At 39.0% G+C, this 18,287-nt stretch carries 15 protein-coding genes; 12 read left to right on the top strand and 3 right to left on the bottom strand.

The genetic code is table 11. From position 1 onward, the window contains the following. Positions 1 to 2 precede the first annotated feature (2 nt). On the top strand, positions 3 to 860 hold the full coding sequence (locus A7967_RS04300) for an alpha/beta hydrolase (protein WP_054204609.1): 858 nt from the start codon (positions 3 to 5) through the stop codon (positions 858 to 860). Positions 861 to 1,121: 261 nt separating this feature from the next. Here the strand turns inward: A7967_RS04300 and A7967_RS04305 are convergent, their stop codons facing one another. Then, a complete protein-coding gene (locus A7967_RS04305; RefSeq protein WP_054204608.1) occupies positions 1,122 to 2,330 on the bottom strand; it encodes a porin in 1,209 nt (402 codons plus the stop codon). A gap of 311 nt (positions 2,331 to 2,641) precedes the next feature. Here A7967_RS04305 and A7967_RS04310 point away from each other — a divergent pair, with 311 nt between their 5' ends. The 7 genes from A7967_RS04310 (at position 2,642) to A7967_RS04340 (ending at position 11,260) form a co-directional block, all read left to right on the top strand. Next, entirely contained in the window at positions 2,642 to 4,228 is a 1,587-nt protein-coding gene (locus A7967_RS04310; protein ID WP_082355598.1) for an ABC-F family ATPase, read from the top strand. A 399-nt stretch (positions 4,229 to 4,627) separates the two neighbouring features. After that, complete coding sequence (gene purE, locus A7967_RS04315; RefSeq protein ID WP_054204607.1) at positions 4,628 to 5,113, top strand: 5-(carboxyamino)imidazole ribonucleotide mutase; 486 nt, start codon at positions 4,628 to 4,630, stop codon at positions 5,111 to 5,113. Position 5,114: 1 nt separating this feature from the next. Further along, the gene (locus A7967_RS04320; RefSeq protein ID WP_054204606.1) at positions 5,115 to 6,263 is read left to right on the top strand and encodes a 5-(carboxyamino)imidazole ribonucleotide synthase; all 1,149 of its coding nucleotides are present in this window, start codon (positions 5,115 to 5,117) and stop codon (positions 6,261 to 6,263) included. A gap of 109 nt (positions 6,264 to 6,372) precedes the next feature. Then, positions 6,373 to 6,543 carry a DUF2798 domain-containing protein gene (locus tag A7967_RS04325; protein WP_231659002.1) on the top strand — a complete coding sequence of 57 codons (171 nt, stop codon included), beginning with the start codon at positions 6,373 to 6,375 and terminating at the stop codon, positions 6,541 to 6,543. Positions 6,544 to 6,550: 7 nt separating this feature from the next. Then, the gene (locus A7967_RS04330) at positions 6,551 to 7,483 is read left to right on the top strand and encodes a YeiH family protein (RefSeq protein ID WP_099458965.1); all 933 of its coding nucleotides are present in this window, start codon (positions 6,551 to 6,553) and stop codon (positions 7,481 to 7,483) included. Further along, positions 7,483 to 8,673 (top strand): endonuclease/exonuclease/phosphatase family protein, encoded by a 1,191-nt coding sequence (locus tag A7967_RS04335; RefSeq protein WP_054204605.1) that lies wholly within the window; start codon positions 7,483 to 7,485, stop codon positions 8,671 to 8,673. The genes A7967_RS04330 and A7967_RS04335 overlap by 1 nt, the downstream gene beginning before the upstream one ends. 97 nt (positions 8,674 to 8,770) lie before the next feature. Next, positions 8,771 to 11,260 (top strand): S9 family peptidase, encoded by a 2,490-nt coding sequence (locus A7967_RS04340; RefSeq protein WP_064435404.1) that lies wholly within the window; start codon positions 8,771 to 8,773, stop codon positions 11,258 to 11,260. Positions 11,261 to 11,292: 32 nt separating this feature from the next. Here the strand turns inward: A7967_RS04340 and rrtA are convergent, their stop codons facing one another. Continuing rightward, positions 11,293 to 11,880: a rhombosortase gene (rrtA, locus tag A7967_RS04345; RefSeq protein WP_054204603.1), complete on the bottom strand. Its 588-nt coding sequence runs from the start codon at positions 11,878 to 11,880 to the stop codon at positions 11,293 to 11,295. An 87-nt stretch (positions 11,881 to 11,967) separates the two neighbouring features. Here rrtA and ggt point away from each other — a divergent pair, with 87 nt between their 5' ends. The 3 genes from ggt (at position 11,968) to A7967_RS04360 (ending at position 16,433) form a co-directional block, all read left to right on the top strand. After that, a complete protein-coding gene (gene ggt / locus A7967_RS04350; RefSeq protein ID WP_054204797.1) occupies positions 11,968 to 13,758 on the top strand; it encodes a gamma-glutamyltransferase in 1,791 nt (596 codons plus the stop codon). A gap of 160 nt (positions 13,759 to 13,918) precedes the next feature. Beyond that, a complete protein-coding gene (locus A7967_RS04355; protein WP_054204602.1) occupies positions 13,919 to 15,613 on the top strand; it encodes an NAD-dependent malic enzyme in 1,695 nt (564 codons plus the stop codon). A 106-nt stretch (positions 15,614 to 15,719) separates the two neighbouring features. Next, positions 15,720 to 16,433, top strand: a complete 714-nt coding sequence (locus A7967_RS04360) for an SIMPL domain-containing protein (RefSeq protein ID WP_054204601.1) — start codon at positions 15,720 to 15,722, stop codon at positions 16,431 to 16,433. A 10-nt stretch (positions 16,434 to 16,443) separates the two neighbouring features. Here A7967_RS04360 and A7967_RS04365 read toward each other — a convergent pair whose 3' ends face one another. After that, positions 16,444 to 17,796 (bottom strand): DUF2254 domain-containing protein, encoded by a 1,353-nt coding sequence (locus tag A7967_RS04365; protein ID WP_054204600.1) that lies wholly within the window; start codon positions 17,794 to 17,796, stop codon positions 16,444 to 16,446. Between the two features lie 115 nt (positions 17,797 to 17,911). On the opposite strand from A7967_RS04365, the gene A7967_RS04370 reads away from it, so the two are divergent. Further along, entirely contained in the window at positions 17,912 to 18,286 is a 375-nt protein-coding gene (locus A7967_RS04370) for an MAPEG family protein (RefSeq protein ID WP_054204599.1), read from the top strand. Position 18,287 lies beyond the last annotated feature (1 nt).

The following is an 18,287-nucleotide window of genomic DNA, read 5'->3' on the forward strand; positions in this document are numbered from 1 at the left end:
GAATGAAAATAAATAAAAGTCATATAATTACTTTTTGTTTAGTCATTGCATTGGTGGGAGTGATTACATTTACTGCGCGTTATAATGATCATTATGTATCCTCCTTTATGGATATTACAATAGAATCTAATGTATTGAATGAGTCAAGAAAGGTATTTATTCGATTACCTGAGAACTTTGATTCAAATAAAGCTTACCCGTTAATTATCAGGACTGATGGTAATTTTAACTTAACAAAATGGGATGCTGTGCTTAACGAACACACTAAAAATGGAGTTATATTAGTGTCAATTCCAAATCAATTTTGGGAATTCACACGTAATAGAGATTTAGTGCCGCCATATGCTCGACAAGATGTAAATACTGATGCTAGACCTGAGCCGAATTTTGAAGCGCGAGGTGAGGCTGATAAATTTTTACAATTTATTGAAATTGAATTACTCCCTTACCTGTCTTCAAATTATAAGCTAACAGATGATCGTATCTTAAGTGGTTTTTCAGCAGGCGGTAGTTTTGTACTTTACACATTGCATACAAAACCAGAGCTTTTTAATGGTTATTTCGCGTTTAGCCCTGCTGCGTGGTATGACGATATGACTGTTGTAAAACACTTTACTGATTTTTTACAAACATCGTTACACGAGTTACATCGGCCAACTTATTTGTACATTTCAGTTGGTGGGGCTGAGCATCCACTAATGCTTAATGCGTTTAATAAGCTTGAAGATACATTAACAGTAAATAGAAATGACCGCCTTGAGTGGCACAGCACCATAAATGCACATGCAGAGCATTCTGAGAACCCAGCATTAAGCGTCAAAAGTGCGCTAACTGGCTATAATAAATTTATAGAAAAATGACGCGTATATGCAAAGTATTGAACAGAAAAAGTCCTTATTAGTATCATACATGATAAAGAACACATCATACATTATTTTTTGATGATCGTAATCTCAACAAAGGTGCAAGGCTCATTAGTAATTACCAAAGGAAAGTTTACTTCAGGAGTATGTTTATTTTCATTATTTCTATGGCTACAACGATTAAAAGAACTAAAAAAAAGAGTGTGGATCAGTAAAGTCAGAAATAAGCAGAACATGTAAGCTCTGCTTATTTAAATTTTATAAAGTATAGTTAAACCCAAATGCTATACCATCATCTTCAGATTGCTCCATTGAAGCTTGTTGTTGTTTATTGCTACTTGTAAAATCGCTAAAGTCTTTACGCGCTTCAATATATACAATTGTATCTTCATCGAAAAGGTAGTGCAAACCAGCCACCGCAAACTGACGCTTAAATACATCGTTTGGGTCGGCATTGAAGTTTGGTTGAATTACGTAGTCAGCACCTGCATTAAATACGTTGTAGGCTACAAATGGTCTAAAGTCGTTATCAAACCTGTAAGAGACAAAAGTCTCAACACCAATAGCATCTTTGATTAACCGGCCTAAATTATCAGTGTCGTGATTTTTATTTTTATTTATATTTGCTGCAACATAAAGGCCGCGAGAACTGATTTTACCAAAGGTAATACCTGCACCATATATTAAGTCAACGACTGACTTATTTTGACCATCTCCGTAGGCAATATTAAATTCACCACGGTTGACACCTGCGGTAAGTTTTATCTTATTTGTCATTGAGTAGGTCAGCGCAGCGCCGTAAGTTGAATTAAATTCTACCTTTTGGGCCGCTGTATTACCTGAATTCCACAGATCTTCACATGCTGATTGTGATATTGCGTCAATATCACAGGTATAAAAGTTATCATTTTTCAATTGTACTTGTGTGGCAATACTAAAATCACCAAATGTGTTTCGGTATTGCAGTAGCTTGTCACCTCGACCGGTGCCATTTACAGCGCCATCGTCTTTATTATATGTATATACACCGGCGGCATTTCCGTCCCAAACAAGGCTGTAGTTGGTACTATAAACAACGTCATACCAAGCTCCCCACTGTTTACCAAGAGTCAGCTGACCATATTTTTCATGTGCTAAGCCCACATAACCCAATCGGTTATATAAAAACTCATCTTGAATTGATTCAAAGCGGTTATTATAAATAATGTCGCTACTGCCAACAGGGTTTACTCCCCATTCAAGTAAGGCTAACGCCGTCCATTCATCGTTTAGTTCTCTACTAAAATCAAAATTAATTCGTGATGCACCATTTACAATTTCTGTTTGCCCTTGCGTATTAATAACGCGCGCATCGATAAACCCACCTATGGTAACGGTATTTTTATCATCCTTATAAATTTCGATAGCATAGAGATTTGGCGTAATTAAAATACTCGTGAGAGTAGCGGCAACTAATATTTTCTTCATGCGGTACTGCCTTGTTTAAATTATTTCATATTGTGTGTTTAGCGGCGAAGACTAACAAAGCTCTATTTGGGTCTAAAGTGAAAAAAAATCATTTAAAAAGCATGGAGGAAATTTAACTGTAAATTAATCGTAAACAGGGTTTTAAGTTCGCTAAAACTCATTAAAATAGCAGTTCTTTTGGGTTGGTTTTATTTAATAATAATGCTACTCAGGCTTTTGCTATTACACTAATAATTCATAGAAAAATTGCGTTATTTAGTTTAAACTCCAGCCAATTTTATTCCTTTGTTTTCCCCTTGGAGGGTAGCGCTATCATTAGTACAGCTAACATCACCATGCAATTTGGTGCTAAACCATTATTTGATAATATTTCAGCTAAATTTGGCGAAGGAAACCGTTATGGTTTAATCGGCGCTAATGGTTGTGGTAAATCAACATTTATGAAAATTTTAAGTGGTGAGCTTGAACCATCAGCTGGCAATGTAAGCACTGATCCAAACGAACGTGTCGCTAAACTTAATCAAGACCAGTTTGCCTATGAAGAATACTCAGTAATCGATACTGTGATCATGGGCCATAAGGAATTGTGGGAAATAAAACAAGAGCGTGACCGCATTTACGGCTTGCCAGAAATGAGCGAAGCCGATGGTATGAAAGTTGCCGATCTTGAAACAGAATTTGCTGAAATGGATGGTTATTCTGCTGAATCAAAAGCGGGTGAATTACTTTTAGGTGTTGGTATTGCGACTGAGCAACACTACGGTCCTATGTCTGAAATTGCGCCGGGCTTTAAGCTACGCGTGCTATTGGCTCAGGTATTATTTTCAGATCCAGATATTATGCTACTTGATGAGCCTACCAATAACTTGGACATTTACACTATCAAGTGGCTTGAAGACGTTTTAAACCAACGTGACTGTACAATGATCATCATCTCGCATGACCGTCATTTCTTAAACTCAGTGTGTACACACATGGCCGATATTGACTACGGTGAATTACGCATTTACCCGGGCAACTATGATGAGTACATGTTTGCAGCAACACAAGCCCGCGAACGTTTACTAAGTGAAAACGCTAAAAAGAAAAACCAAATTGCAGAACTTCAACAGTTTGTTTCTCGTTTCTCTGCGAATGCATCTAAAGCTAAGCAAGCAACTTCGCGTGCTAAGCGCATTGATAAAATTCAGTTAGATGAAGTTAAAGCATCATCGCGCCAAACCCCATTTATTCGTTTTGAGCAAGAAAAACAATTATTCCGTAATGCATTAGAAATGACAAATCTTGGCCAAGGTTTTGACGATATGCTTTTCACCGACCTTGAAGGCTTAGTTGAAGTTGGCGAACGAATTGCGATTATTGGTGAAAACGGTGTGGGTAAAACAACACTTTTAAATACGCTGGCAGGGCGCTTAGCACCTAAACAAGGTGAGTTTAAGTGGTCTGAAAATCACAATATAGGGTATTACGCGCAAGATCATGCTGATGAGTTTGATACAGATCTCAATTTGTTTCAATGGATGGAGCAATGGCAACAAGAAGGTGACGATGAGCAAGTTGTTCGTAGTTTCTTAGGCCGTATGTTATTTTCACAAAATGACATAACTAAATCTGTTAAAGTTATCTCTGGTGGTGAGCAAGGTCGAATGCTGTTTGGCAAGATTATGATGCATAAGCCAAACATCCTATTAATGGATGAACCAACTAACCACATGGATATGGAATCAATTGAAGCGCTCAACCTTGCGCTTGAAGCATATGAAGGTACGTTATTATTCGTATCCCACGACCGTCAATTTGTATCATCTGTTGCTACACGTATCTGGGAAGTTAAAGACGGTAAAATAATTGATTTCAGAGGCACTTATTCTGAATACTTAGCGAGTAAAGAAAGCTAAATTTTAATTCGTTCAAAAAAAGCCATGCCTGTCATGGCTTTTTTGTTTTTTGATACTTGCAATTTAGCCATTAATACACAGGCCTGCAGAAAGATTACATTCCACGTTTCCCCATAGCTTAATAATAGTCAGCGTGACTTCGCAATAATGGCGATCCCTTTTAAGGAGTAATAACGCAGAAAGTAAGTGCCCGTGAAGCGCCCTCGAATTGGTTTAAAAGCTGTTTGTACTACGTTACCGATTTTAAAAGATCACAGTCATTATTTGCTTCAATGCCTTGCTTAAATCGCTTTTAATGCTAACGACACTCGCATCTTGATGTGGCTTGGGTATATAATACGTGCCATAAATGCGGACATAAGTCCGCTATTAGTACAAAACTATTACTGAGGAGTATTTATGAGTGTTGTTGGCATTATTATGGGTTCCAAATCAGATTGGCCAACTATGGAACACGCAGCGATTATGCTAGATAAGTTTGGCATTGCATACGAGACTAAAGTTGTTTCTGCGCATCGCACTCCTCAACTGCTTGCTGATTATGCAAGTTCTGCGGCAGAGCGCGGAATTAAAGTTATTATCGCTGGTGCTGGCGGTGCTGCGCATTTACCTGGTATGGCTGCGGCCTTTACCTCGTTACCAGTATTAGGTGTTCCTGTGAAATCAAAAACACTCAATGGGGTAGACTCATTATTATCTATTTGTCAGATGCCAAAAGGCGTTGCAGTGGGTACTTTAGCCATAGGTGATGCCGGTGCTGCAAATGCAGGTTTATTAGCCGCACAAATTTTAGGGTGTCATCAACCTGAGATGTTTGCAAAAATCGAAGCGTTTCGTAAAGAACAAACTGAAACAATTTTAGCTAATCCGAACCCTGCAGAGTAATATGACTATTTTAATTTTAGGTGCAGGTCAGTTAGCACGCATGATGTGTTTAGCGGGTGCACCACTTAATTTAAATGTGGTTGCTTACGATGTTGGTAGCCAAAAAGTTGTCCATCCATTAACGGGTGAAGTTTATACCACAACATTAACTCAAGCAATTGATCAAGCAGATGCAATTACTGCTGAGTTTGAACATATCCCTGATGACGTACTTACATTATGCTGTGCAAGCAATAAGTTTTACCCAGGTAAAGCCGCCATTAAAACAGGGGGCGATCGTGCTCTTGAAAAAGCATTGCTTAGTAAAACATCTGTAAAATGTGCGCCTTATCAGTTAATAACAGAAAAAGCTCATCTAGAACAAGCCGTTATTGCTTTAGGCAAACCGTTAGTGATTAAAACGTGTCAAGCTGGCTATGATGGGAAAGGTCAATGGCGATTAAAGTCAGATGAGCAAATCGAACAAATTTGGTCTGAAATGGCTGACTTTATAGCATCAGGGACCGATATAGCGCCGCATTCTATTATCGCTGAGCAAATGATCCCTTTTGATCGCGAAGTATCGATTATTGGTGCGCGAGACAAAAGCGGTAATACCGTTATTTATCCGTTAACTGAAAATCAGCACACCAATGGTGTACTAACATTATCAATTGCTGGGAAAGAGAAGACGACTATCCAACAGCAAGCTGAAGATGCCTTTAACAAATTAGCGACTGAGCTTGATTATGTTGGTGTATTAGCTATTGAGTTCTTTGATGTTGACGGGCAATTACTTGTGAATGAAATTGCCCCACGTGTTCATAATTCTGGTCATTGGACACAACAAGGTACACACAGCAGTCAATTTGAAAATCATATGCGTGCCGTTGCAGGATTACCACTTGGTAATACGCAATTACAACGAGTCACTGCAATGATAAACGTATTAGGTCAAGCCGCTATACCTACGCAGGTACTCAGCGTACCCGATGTAACAAGCCACTGGTATGGAAAAACTGCGAAACCAGGTAGAAAAATGGGTCATATAAATGTCTCAGCAGCAACCCTCCATGAGCTAGGGGAGCGCTTAGGGGAGCTCTCAGAGCATCTTCCTGAGGAAGATTATCCCGGAGTGCTTGCCACCAGCACCGCGCTGATTTTAAATTAGTTATAAGCCGAGTTTATCTCGGCTTTTTTAATAGTACCTAAAAAAGGATGTTGCCAATGATAAGCGCTAGGTATCGAGCCATTGTATTTGCTTTTTTATGGCATTGTTTATGTCTGGTTTTATGTCGTTAGTTATTTCAATTTTTAATGTTGGCATAATTGATACTATTATATCTGTGTGGCTAAAAGCGTGGATCTTTGCATTTTGTATCGCGTTTCCAACTGTTACATTTGTAGCCCCAATGGTTGATAAGCTTACCGCTAAGTTAGTACGTCCATAGGATTGAAATGTCTTTATCAAACACGATAACACAACCTTTGTACCTTATTTTACTTGCTCTGTGTATTACACCTTGGGTTGGTGCTGGCAGTGCTCTGATTATTGGCGCGGCTTTCGCCATATTTTTAGGAAACCCTTTCGCCGACTTATCTCAAAAAGCCAGTAAGTGGATGTTAAAAGCGGCGGTTGTTGGCCTGGGTTTTGCCGTTGATTTTAACCAAGTAATAGAAGTGGGGCGAAGCTCACTTGTATTAACAATAGTCAGTATCACCGCGATTATTGGATTAGGTGAAATTTTAACACAAGTTTTTAAACTTAATCGTAATACCGGCGTGCTAATATCCTTTGGCACGGCAATTTGCGGCGGTAGCGCCATTGCCGCTATGGCGCCAGTTATAAAAGCAAAAGATCATGAAGTTGCCGTTGCCCTTGGGGTGGTATTTTTGCTTAATGGCGTTGGGCTATTGTTATTTCCCAGTATCGGCCATTATTTTAACCTAAGCCAAGAACAATTTGGATTGTGGGCTGCTTTAGCTATTCATGATACTAGTAGCGTAGTGGGTGCATCGGCTACGTATGGTGCAGTTGCACTGAGCATTGCCACTACAGTCAAGCTTACTCGTGCAATGTGGATCATTCCGTATACCACATTAGCAGGGGTATTTTGGCGCTCAGAAGAAAAAGCCAGCATTCCTTTATTTATCATCGGCTTTTTAGCCGCTGCATTGATCAACACCTATTTACCGCAATTTTCAGAGGCCTGGCAACTTATCAATAGTGCGGCAAAACAAGTATTAGTGATGACTTTATTTTTAATTGGCAGTGGGTTATCGCTTGCAGTATTAAAGCAAGCAGGACTTAAGCCCTTTATAATGGCGACATTTTTGTGGATAGTGGTAAGCAGTGTCATTTTATTATTAATTTTAGATGGATTCATATAATGAATAGTAAGGTTTTTATGGCTGCGATTAGTAGTGTGTTACTACTTGCCGGTACTTCTAGCGCAGCGTTTGCTGCAGACACATTACGCGTTGCAACGTTTAATGTGAGTATGGATGCGACAAATTATACCAAACAAGGTGAACAAGTTAACCCAAATGCATTAATTGAAGCGCTGCAAAATAACCACCCACAAATTAAAAATATTGCCGAAATTATCCAACGTGTTCGCCCTGATATTTTACTCCTCAATGAGTTTGATTATGTGGCTAAAGAGCAAGGCATTGAATACTTTAAGGCGCATTATTTAACTAAAAGCCAAAACAAACAACCTGCTATTAATTACCCTTATACCTACATAGCACCGGTTAACACCGGGTTAAAAACGCCGTTCGACCTTGATAATGATGGGCAGGTTACAGGTGTAAAAGGCGATGCGTATGGCTTTGGTTTGTTTGAAGGCCATTATGGTATGGCTGTGCTGTCACGTTATCCAATCGATTTTGATAACATTCGTACTCTTCAAAATTTCAAGAATAAAGATATGCCTGGTGCTCAAATGCCTGTAGATCCAGTAACAGGTGAGAATTGGTATAACAATGAAGAATGGCAAGCGCTACGTGTAAGCTCAAAGTCATTTTGGGATATTCCCGTTAAAATAAAAGGCAACACACTAATAAAAGGCAACACACTTCATGTTATTGCTTCACACCCAACACCACCGGTGTTTGATGGCGCTGAAGATCGAAACGGTAAACGCAATCACGATGAAATACGCTTAATAAAAGACTATGTTGCCAACGCAAACTATTTATACGATGACAAAGGCGTAAAAGGGGGATTAGCTGCGCAATCGCGCTTTGTTATTGTTGGTGACTTAAATGCCGCACCTGAGGGCGATAAAAAACGCCCAGATACGACAAATCAGTTACTAAAAAACCCGTTGATCAATAGCCAATTTGTACCTCACAGTAAAGGGGCTAAAACCAGTTACCCACAAAAGTACGGCGCTGCGTACACAGCTTATTGGCAAGCGCGGGTTGATTATGTATTACCATCTACCTATGGATTAGATGTAGTGGATGGCGGTGTCTTTTGGCCTGTAAAAAACAGCGAATTGTATCGGCTTATTAAAGACCGCAATGCATCATCAGATCATCGTATGGTCTGGCTAGATATTTCAATGAAGTAATTGAACAGCAAAGTTGTGTTGTTTATCTAAAAAAATTGCTATTACATAGGTGCTTCTGATTAAATTAGGTTAATTATAATAACCTTACAGAAGCACTATGACTTTTAAATCTTCTACTCAAAAAACCTTAGTTGCACTTGCCGTAGCATCTAGCTTTATGCTTTCAGGTTGTCAATCAACAGCATCACAAGCACCTATTACAAAAACAGTAGCCCCAAGTGTTGTCGTAACCCCACAAGATACTGGCTCAACAGCTATTACACTAGAGCAAGCAATGGCTCATCCTGATTGGTTAGGGCGTCAACCTGAGCGTGCATATTGGTCTGCAGATTCAAGCACTATTTTTTATGCGCGTAAGCAACAAGGTAATGAATTACGAGATGTATTTAGTCAAAGTGTGACATCGCAAACAGCAGAGCAAGTTGCCTTAAGTGCACATCATACACTTGGCACTAAAAATGCGGTTTATTCAAATGATAAGAAATTGCAAGCGTACACATTTGAAGGCAATGTATTTGTAAAAAATGTTCAAACGGGTGCTATAAAACAGGTTACTCACAGTAGTGCCAGAGAGTCTAATTTACAATTTTTGAATGACGGCGCACTTGTTTATCGACAAGGCACCACTTTTAATAAAGTTGATTTAGCTACAGGTATTACAAGTGAACTTGCGAATATTAAGCTAAGTGATAAACCCAAAGGTGTAGAAGCGCCTGCTACATATATAGCAAAAGAGCAGCATAAACTAATTGATTATGTCTCTTTGATGCATAAAAACAAGCAAGACAAGCAAACTCGTAAAGAGCAGTTAACAAAACAAAACACCTCTATTGCCAATGCCCAATTTTATTTAGGTAAAGGCAAAACGCTGGTAAATGCGCAGTTATCACCAAATGGTCAAGCCATCCTAGCGGTTATTAAAGATCAAAAATCATGGCGCGATGACGCTGATATAATGCCTAACTACATTGGTGACGATGGCACAATTAAAGCTGAGAAAGTACGCAGACGTGTAGCAGATGAAAAATCAGCAGGCTCTGAACTTATTTATATTGATTTAACCGACAATAGCCAAAAAACAATTTCAATGACGAGCCTTCCTGGGTTTGATGAAGACGTGCTAGCCTCTGTAAAAACAGAAAACTATGCCCGTGATGGTAAAACGTATAAATCAGAAAAAGCACCGCGTGATATAAACCTAATGATGGATTGGGGCTGGGATCAAGGCGCAATAGTATGGAATGATACAGGCGATCAAGTCGCTGTTATGCTTGAAGCATGGGATAACAAAGATCGTTGGCTAGCGACCGTTAATGTGGACGAAGGCAAACTTGTGTCGCAGCATCGTCTTCATGATGATGCCTGGGTTAATTACACGTATAATGATTTTGGTTGGTTAAATAACTCAGACACCTTGTATTATTTATCTGAAGAGTCAGGCTATAGCCATATTTATAAAAAGCCGCTTACAGGTAAGGCTACTGAGCTTACAAAGGGTAACTTTGTTGTTTCAAATCTAACACTCACTGATGACAATAGCGCTATATATTATAAAGCGAATGTTGAACACCCAGGGTTATACGAGATTTACAAAGTAAATGTTGAATCAGGCCAATCAGAGCAAGTCACTAACCTTGATGGGATGACCGATTATCAATTAAGTCCAGATCAAACTAAACTGTTGCTAACACATTCAAAAATTATGCAACCGGCCGAGCTTTATGTAGCACCAGCAAAAGCTAACACTCAAGCTACACGTTTAACTAATACTGTATCTGAAGAGTTTTTAGCTAAAAAACTCATTGCACCTAAAATCATTGCAGTCCCATCGAGTCATACTCAACAACCTATTTATGCAAAAGTATATTACCCAGCGGATTACGTAGAGGGCGAAAGCGGCCAAAACCGTAAAGCAGTCATCTTCAACCATGGTGCTGGCTATTTACAAAATTCACACATGGGTTGGTCAGGTTACTTTCGTGAATTTATGTTCCACTCGCTACTCGCCTCTGAAGGGTATGTGGTAATGGACATGGATTACAGGGCGTCAAAAGGTTATGGCCGTGATTGGCGTACCGCTATTTATCGTCAGATGGGCACACCAGAAATTCAAGATTTAGCCGATGGTGTAAGCTGGATGGCTGACAATGCGAATGTTGATACAGCCGCTGTAGGTACTTATGGTGGGTCATATGGTGGTTTTATGACCTTTATGGCATTATTTACTCAGCCTGATTTATTTCAAGCGGGTGCAGCGCTTCGCCCTGTAACTGATTGGGCACATTATAACGGACCTTATACGTCAAATATCTTAAACCACCCAGATGTAGATCCAATCGCATATGAGCGCAGTTCACCAATTTATTTTGCTGAGGGCCTAAAAAACCGCTTATTGATCAATGCCCCAATGGTTGATGACAACGTGTTCTTTCAAGATGTGGTACGTGTTGTACAGCGTATGATAGAACTTGAAAAAGAAAACTTTGAAACAGCCATTTACCCAGTTGAGCCGCATGGTTTTAGACAACCATCAAGTTGGTTAGATGAGTATCGCCGTATTTACAAAATGTTTAAAGAGACTCTTTAATCACAGTCTGTAAATAAAAAATAACGCCAAGTTTATGCTTGGCGTTTTTTTATTAACTTAAAAATTAGCGGTATAGCTAATAACACGCCTCCAATTGCACCAATGAGATGTGCATCAATAGCCACATTAGAGGCAATAAGTTCACTTACTTGTGCACTAGGACCTTCAAGTTGTTCAAATAATATTTTTGCCCAAATACCAAAGAATAATAGCCATCCCGTCTTCATTCCAACGGTAATGTCTTTTATAGCACCCCACACAATAACCCCGTGCAGTAATGCACTTAACCCTGTATAGATTTCAATATCAGGGCAAAAATAGTAAATACATATACCACACCATGTGGCGAGAACAATTGTATGTGCACCATATACAAGCGGTTTTGTGTGTTCAGCATGCAATGCCCAAATTAAAATGATACCGGCGCAATTTAATCCTAAATGTGCCCAATTAGTATGTACATATTGACTACTTATTAAACGCCACACTTGGCCTTGTTCAATTAATTGGCGATTAAACTCTAAGGAATCATTGAGGCTAAACAAAGCAAAAAGTGCACTCAGTACCATTAAACACAGAGGCGGTAATATATAGCGGGGTTGAATTGGCAAATTGACCATTTTATTCTTATTTTTTACATAATATTTTGCATATTGTGCCCGTTTAACTTTAAGATGCCAAATATCTCAATGCAATTAAGCTTTTTTATGTTTTCACACGCCCATACCTGTATCATTTTTAGTTTAACGTTATTAACACTGCCTGTTTTTGCAAGCCAATTACCCCCAGAAATACGTGAGCCAGAAGCTGCTACTGGACTTGAGCAAAAACAACACGTTGTTGGTGATGAATATATGATTGCAGCCGCAAATCCATATGCAACACAAGCGGGTCAAACAATATTAGCAAGCGGTGGCAGTGCGGTTGATGCCGCTATAGCAACACAATTGGTATTAACACTTGTTGAGCCACAATCGTCTGGTATTGGTGGTGGGGCATTTTTACTTCATTACGACAAACAAAAGAATGCGTTAACAACATTTGATGGTAGAGAAACAGCACCAAGCAATGCAGACGAATCGCTGTTTTTAGATAAAGATGGTAAAGCTGCATCATGGATTGATGCAGTCGTTGGAGGGCGTTCAGTCGGTGTGCCAGGTGTATTACATGCATTGGCTCAAGCCCATAAAGAATACGGCAACCTTGAATGGGCTGCACTTTTTAAGCCTGCCATTGAACTTGCAGAACACGGTTTTATTGTATCACCGCGGTTGCATGCGTTATTAGTGAAACAGATAAACCCTGGTGTGACCAAGCTTCCTGCGATCCGAGATTACTTTTTCCCAGATGGTAAGCCTTTGGCAGTAGGTGTGCTAAAAACCAACCAACCCTTAGCTGATCTATATAAAGAGATAGCCAGTAAGGGGATCGATGCTTTTTACAAAGGCGATAACGCGATAAAAATGGTGGATGCGGTACAGCATTCAGTCGTAGCACCCGGTACGCTCGCATTAACTGATTTAGCTAATTATAAAAGTAAACAACGTGATGCGGTTTGTACGCCATATCACGAATACAACGTCTGCTCTATGGCACCACCAAGCAGTGGTGGTGTTGCTGTATTACAAATACTTGCATTACTTGAAGACAAAAATATGCGCCAATACCAGCCTAATTCGGCCAAAGCGATTCATTACTTTAGCCAAGCATCTCGATTAGCCTTTGCTGATCGTAATGTATATATGGGGGATCCTGACTTTGCAGACATTCCCACTCGAGAGTTACTCGCTCATAGTTACGTGAGTCAACGAGCAACACTAATTACAGAACATGATAAAAAAGCAGAAGCAGGTCAGCCCCGTCCATTACTAAGTTACGCACAAGATGATGCTTACGAGTTACCTTCAACCACTCATGTATCAATTGTGGATGCAAAAGGTAATGCCGTTTCAATGACCAGTTCGATAGAAATGGCATTTGGTTCAACGGTCATGGTTAACGGGTTTATATTAAATAATCAGCTTACTGACTTTGCATTGTCACCCTACAAAAATGGCATGCTATTAGCAAATAGAGTTGAGGCAGGTAAACGACCTCGAAGCTCAATGTCGCCAGTGATGGTTTTTAATAAAGACGGCAGTTTACGTTTAGTTGTAGGCTCACCGGGGGGAAGTCGTATCATAAATTATGTAGCGCATGTTGTAATTGGCGTACTTGATTGGCAATTAACCGCGCAACAAGCAATTGACTTACCACGTATCACTAATCGTAATAACTATACCAGTGTAGAAAAAGGCACCGCTATTGAAAGTATCATTCCCGATCTAAAAAAGCGTGGTCATACAGTAAGACAAGTTGATTTAAACTCTGGATTACATGCAGTTGAGCTGCTCAACGGTAAATTATATGGTGCAGCTGATCCACGCAGAGAGGGTATCGCATTAAGCGAACAGAATTTTGTTCTTAAAGAACATAAAAACGCTGTGAATAAGCCTTAATCACAGTACTAACTTAATGTACAATAACACGCTACGCACATAATAAATGTGCGTATTTCTCGTATCGTCAATGGTCTGACAAGGTTGAATGTCATTGCTTTTTAATATTCAACGGTAATAATGGCAGATCAAAATTAAAGACTTCGTTAAGCTTGGAATTATGACTACAAATACCGATCCAAATTATCTTTATATTCATCACTCAGGCCCAGGCTTGATTGAAACTCCTCTATTAAATAAAGGCAGTGCATTTACTCAAAAAGAGCGCGAAAGTTTCAACCTTGCAGGATTACTGCCTCCTCGCTACGAAACAATCGAAGAACAAGTTGAACGTTGTTACCAACAGTATTCAAGCTTTAACGATAACCTTAATAAGCACATTTATTTGCGTGCGATTCAAGATAACAACGAAACACTTTATTATCGTTTAGTGCGTGACCATCTTGAAGAAATGCTGCCTATCATATACACCCCAACAGTGGGCGATGCCTGCGAAAAATTCTCTGATATTTATCGCAGTGCTCGTGGTTTATTTATATCTTATGAAGATCGCTTCCAAATCGACGATATACTGCGTAATGCGACCAAAGGTAAAGTAAAAGTCATCGTTGTAACCGACGGTGAGCGCATTCTTGGTTTAGGCGACCAAGGGATCGGTGGTATGGGTATTCCAATCGGTAAGTTGTCTCTTTATACCGCATGTGGTGGTATAAGCCCTGCGTACACATTACCAGTTATGCTTGATGTAGGGACTAATAACGAAAAACTATTAAACGACCCAATGTACATGGGGGCACGCCATAAACGTATTGCACAAGATGAATACGATGAATTTTTAGATCTCTTCATCAAAGCAGTTAAGCGTCGCTGGCCAAACGTGCTGTTGCAATTTGAAGATTTTGCACAGCCAAACGCTATGCCGTTATTAAAGCGCTACCGTGATGAGATCTGTAGTTTTAATGATGATATACAGGGCACTGCGGCTGTCACTGTTGGTTCATTGCTTGCTGCATGTCGTGTAAAAAACTCAAAGTTATCTGAGCAGAAAGTTGTGTTTGTTGGAGCAGGTTCTGCAGGCTGTGGTATTGCAGAACAAATCATCACACAAATGATATCGGAAGGTATTACAGACGAACAAGCGCGCAGCCAAGTGTTTATGGTTGATCGTTTTGGCTTAGTGACAGCTGGTATGCAAGGTTTACGTGACTTCCAACAATCACTTGCACAACCGACAGAAAAGTTAGCAGATTGGACATACAGTGGCGAATTTGCTTCGTTATTAGATGTGATGCATTGTGCCGCGCCTGATATTTTAATTGGCGTATCTGGTCAACCGGGTTTATTCACTGAGCAGGTCATCCGTGCTATGCACAGTGGCTGCGCGCAACCAGTTATCTTCCCGCTAAGTAACCCATCAAAGCAAGTCGAAGCACTTCCTGAAGATGTAATCAACTGGACCGAAGGTAACGCGATTGTTGCAACCGGCAGTCCATTTGCACCTGTTGTATTCAATGGTGAAACATTTACTATACCGCAGTGCAATAATAGCTATATTTTCCCTGGTATTGGTTTAGGTGTTATCGCGGCTAAAGCAACACGTATTACCGATGCAATGTTGATGGTCTCAAGTGAAATACTAGCTGAATCATCGCCACGAGCTAACACCGGGAAAGGCAGTTTGCTTCCTGCACTAACAGAGATCGAAACCTTAAGTAAACGTATTGCATTTGGCGTTGCTAAAAAAGCAATTGAAGAAGGCGTTGCACTTGAGATCAGTGATGATATGTTATGGGCAGCCATTGATAGAAACTATTGGTTACCAAAATATCGCAATTATAAACGTTGTAGTATTTAACCGTTAAAAAATAAAAACAGACTTCGGTCTGTTTTTTTATACTTGTTCATTTTCAATTAACCACTTAGGGTATCTAATAGCTACACTAAAACTATTAAGGATCTTTATGCGTTATTTATCATTGTTAGCTGCAGCTTTAAGTTTCAATACATTTGCAAGTACAACTCCTGATGCCCCACATATATATATTCAAGGCCAAGCACAAGTTACAACTGTAGCTGATAATGTCAAGCTGAGTGTAGGTATTGTTGAAATACATAAAGATTTAATGCTAGCAAAACAAAAAGCTGACACAACAATGGCAAAAGCCATTAAGCTAGCTAAACAAGCTGGTGTATTAGATAAAGACATTAATGCTGGCCAAATTAGTATCCACCGAGAAAACCAATATAACCGTGAGACAAACAAGCAAGAGTTTGTTGGTTTTAGGGTTTCACGTAGCTTGTCATTAACGTTAAAAGAAGTTGATAAATACCCATTATTATTGCAAAGCCTTGTAAGTGGCGGAATTAACGAAATTAATAATACGCAATTTATATCAAGCAGGTATGACGAATTACAGCAAAAAGCGCAAAAAATGGCGATACAAGATGCTAAAAGTGCCGCAAAAGAATTCGCATCCGATTACGACGTAGAAATTAAAGGTCTTTATAGCGCATCTTTAAAGCCAATAGAAACAAGCTCTCAACCTTATATGAGAGCTAAAATGGCCAGCATGGCCGATGCCGAATCAGGTAGTTTTGTACCAGATGCTTACCATGCTGGTGAATTAGTTATTAGCGCTTCTAGCTATGCTATTTATTTAATTGATAATAAATAAAACGTGACAATCATTTTGCTGGCGCGTTAAAACGTGCCAGTAATTGCTCTCCTTGATCAGGGCTAATTCGAGAGATTGCATTTAGCATGTTGGTTACTTCCTTTCGATCATATTCATTATTTATCTGCTGATTAATATCATCAATTATCGCAGTTAAATAATTAAATAAACTACATGTTGCATCTTCATTGTCGTTGGCAACAAATAAAATATTTTTAAAAGCCTCCAAAACATTGGTCATTACATATGCATCACTTTTCGCGTAATTACGAATTGGTGTGAAATTATCGTGCAATAGTTCATCAAATGATGTTTCATGTAAATACAGCAAAGGAGAGCTGTCACTGTGCTTAAACGAATAGTTTGTGTCAGCTATTTTCAATCGTTCGATCAGTAATATGCTCAACATATCAATTGCTTTAACGGCTGTCCCAGGATCATTTATACCCGGGCTCATTGCTTTGACTGCAATCTCAGAAATCTGCGTTAAGCCGTAACGGTAATGATCGCTAATATACTCTTCAATATAGAAAATAAAACAGTTCAATAACTTTTCTACTAATTCAGGCTCTTCACTCAAATCTCGGCTGGACTTTAAAAACGGGTAACCCTTGACTGTAAAAAAACCTTGGTTCACCACAATATAAAGCTGTAAATTATGTTCAGCTAATACAGCACATAATTTGTCACTGTGCACGCCTTTGAAATAACCTTCAGTACTACTTTCTATAGAGTACCATTGATTAAAATCTGGAAAACAATCTACTTTATGCTCATCTTGGCGAGCAATGATATGCTTAATAACGTTTTTGGTATGTTTGAATAAATCATTTAGTACATTATCAACTTGAATTGCCTTGGATATCGAGTGAATAAAATACACAAAAAGGGCGAGTGATATTAGCCCAAATATCAACGAAAAAAGCACACCAAGAGCAGGGATCGCAACTGTATTGTCATCGATTTTTTTTATGTTTATTAACATTATAATAGAATAAATAATACTACCGAGATAAAACCCTAATACCATTTGATGTGATTTTCGGGTTATTAACCCCGGGATTACTCTTGGCGACAAGCTAGCACTTGCTGTATTAAGTACAATCATAACCATTGAAAAACTAAAAACAGTTAAAGATATTATACTTCCAGCTAGCGTACTTAAAATAGTTCGCGCATTTTCTTCACTATCAACTAATACGACTGATAGATATTTTTTAAGCGCTTTAACAAATTCTGCATACTCGATCGACATTGTAAAGACAGCAAATAATAAAAATACAACGGCTAACATTGATGGGTAAAAACCAATACTATTGATCAGCTCTCTATAATTATCAGCTATTTTTCTAGGTGCGAACATAACTTTCCTTTTTTCAGTATATATTTAGCACGTTAGCATATAAATCAGTGTAACTGCTGGCTATTTGTTGATTAATCTTGTGTTACTATATAAAAAAATAAAAGGGATTATTATTATGGTTATATCTTTCTATGCAGCGGTGCTGGCCTTTATCTATATCTATTTAAGTATGAATGTCGTTAAAGTAAGAAAAGCGAACAAAATATCATTAGGAACTGATAATAACCCACAATTATTAAGAGCAACGCGAGCTCATGGAAATTTTATCGAGTATGTACCTTTTGCCTTAATCTTGATTTTTTTAGCTGAATATCAAGGATTAAGCAGCCACTATTGCCATGCTTTAGGGACATTACTCGTATTTGGGAGAATTTGTCATTTTGTAGCCATTAACGACGATACACTAAAACTTCGTGTAATAGGTATGCTGTCAACATTTGCAACACTTGCATTGAGCGCATCTATCTTGTTGATGGGTCGGCTTTTCTAGT

The sequence above is a fragment of the Pseudoalteromonas neustonica genome (assembly GCF_001653135.1).
In the GTDB taxonomy this organism is placed as follows: Bacteria; Pseudomonadota; Gammaproteobacteria; order Enterobacterales; family Alteromonadaceae; genus Pseudoalteromonas; species Pseudoalteromonas neustonica.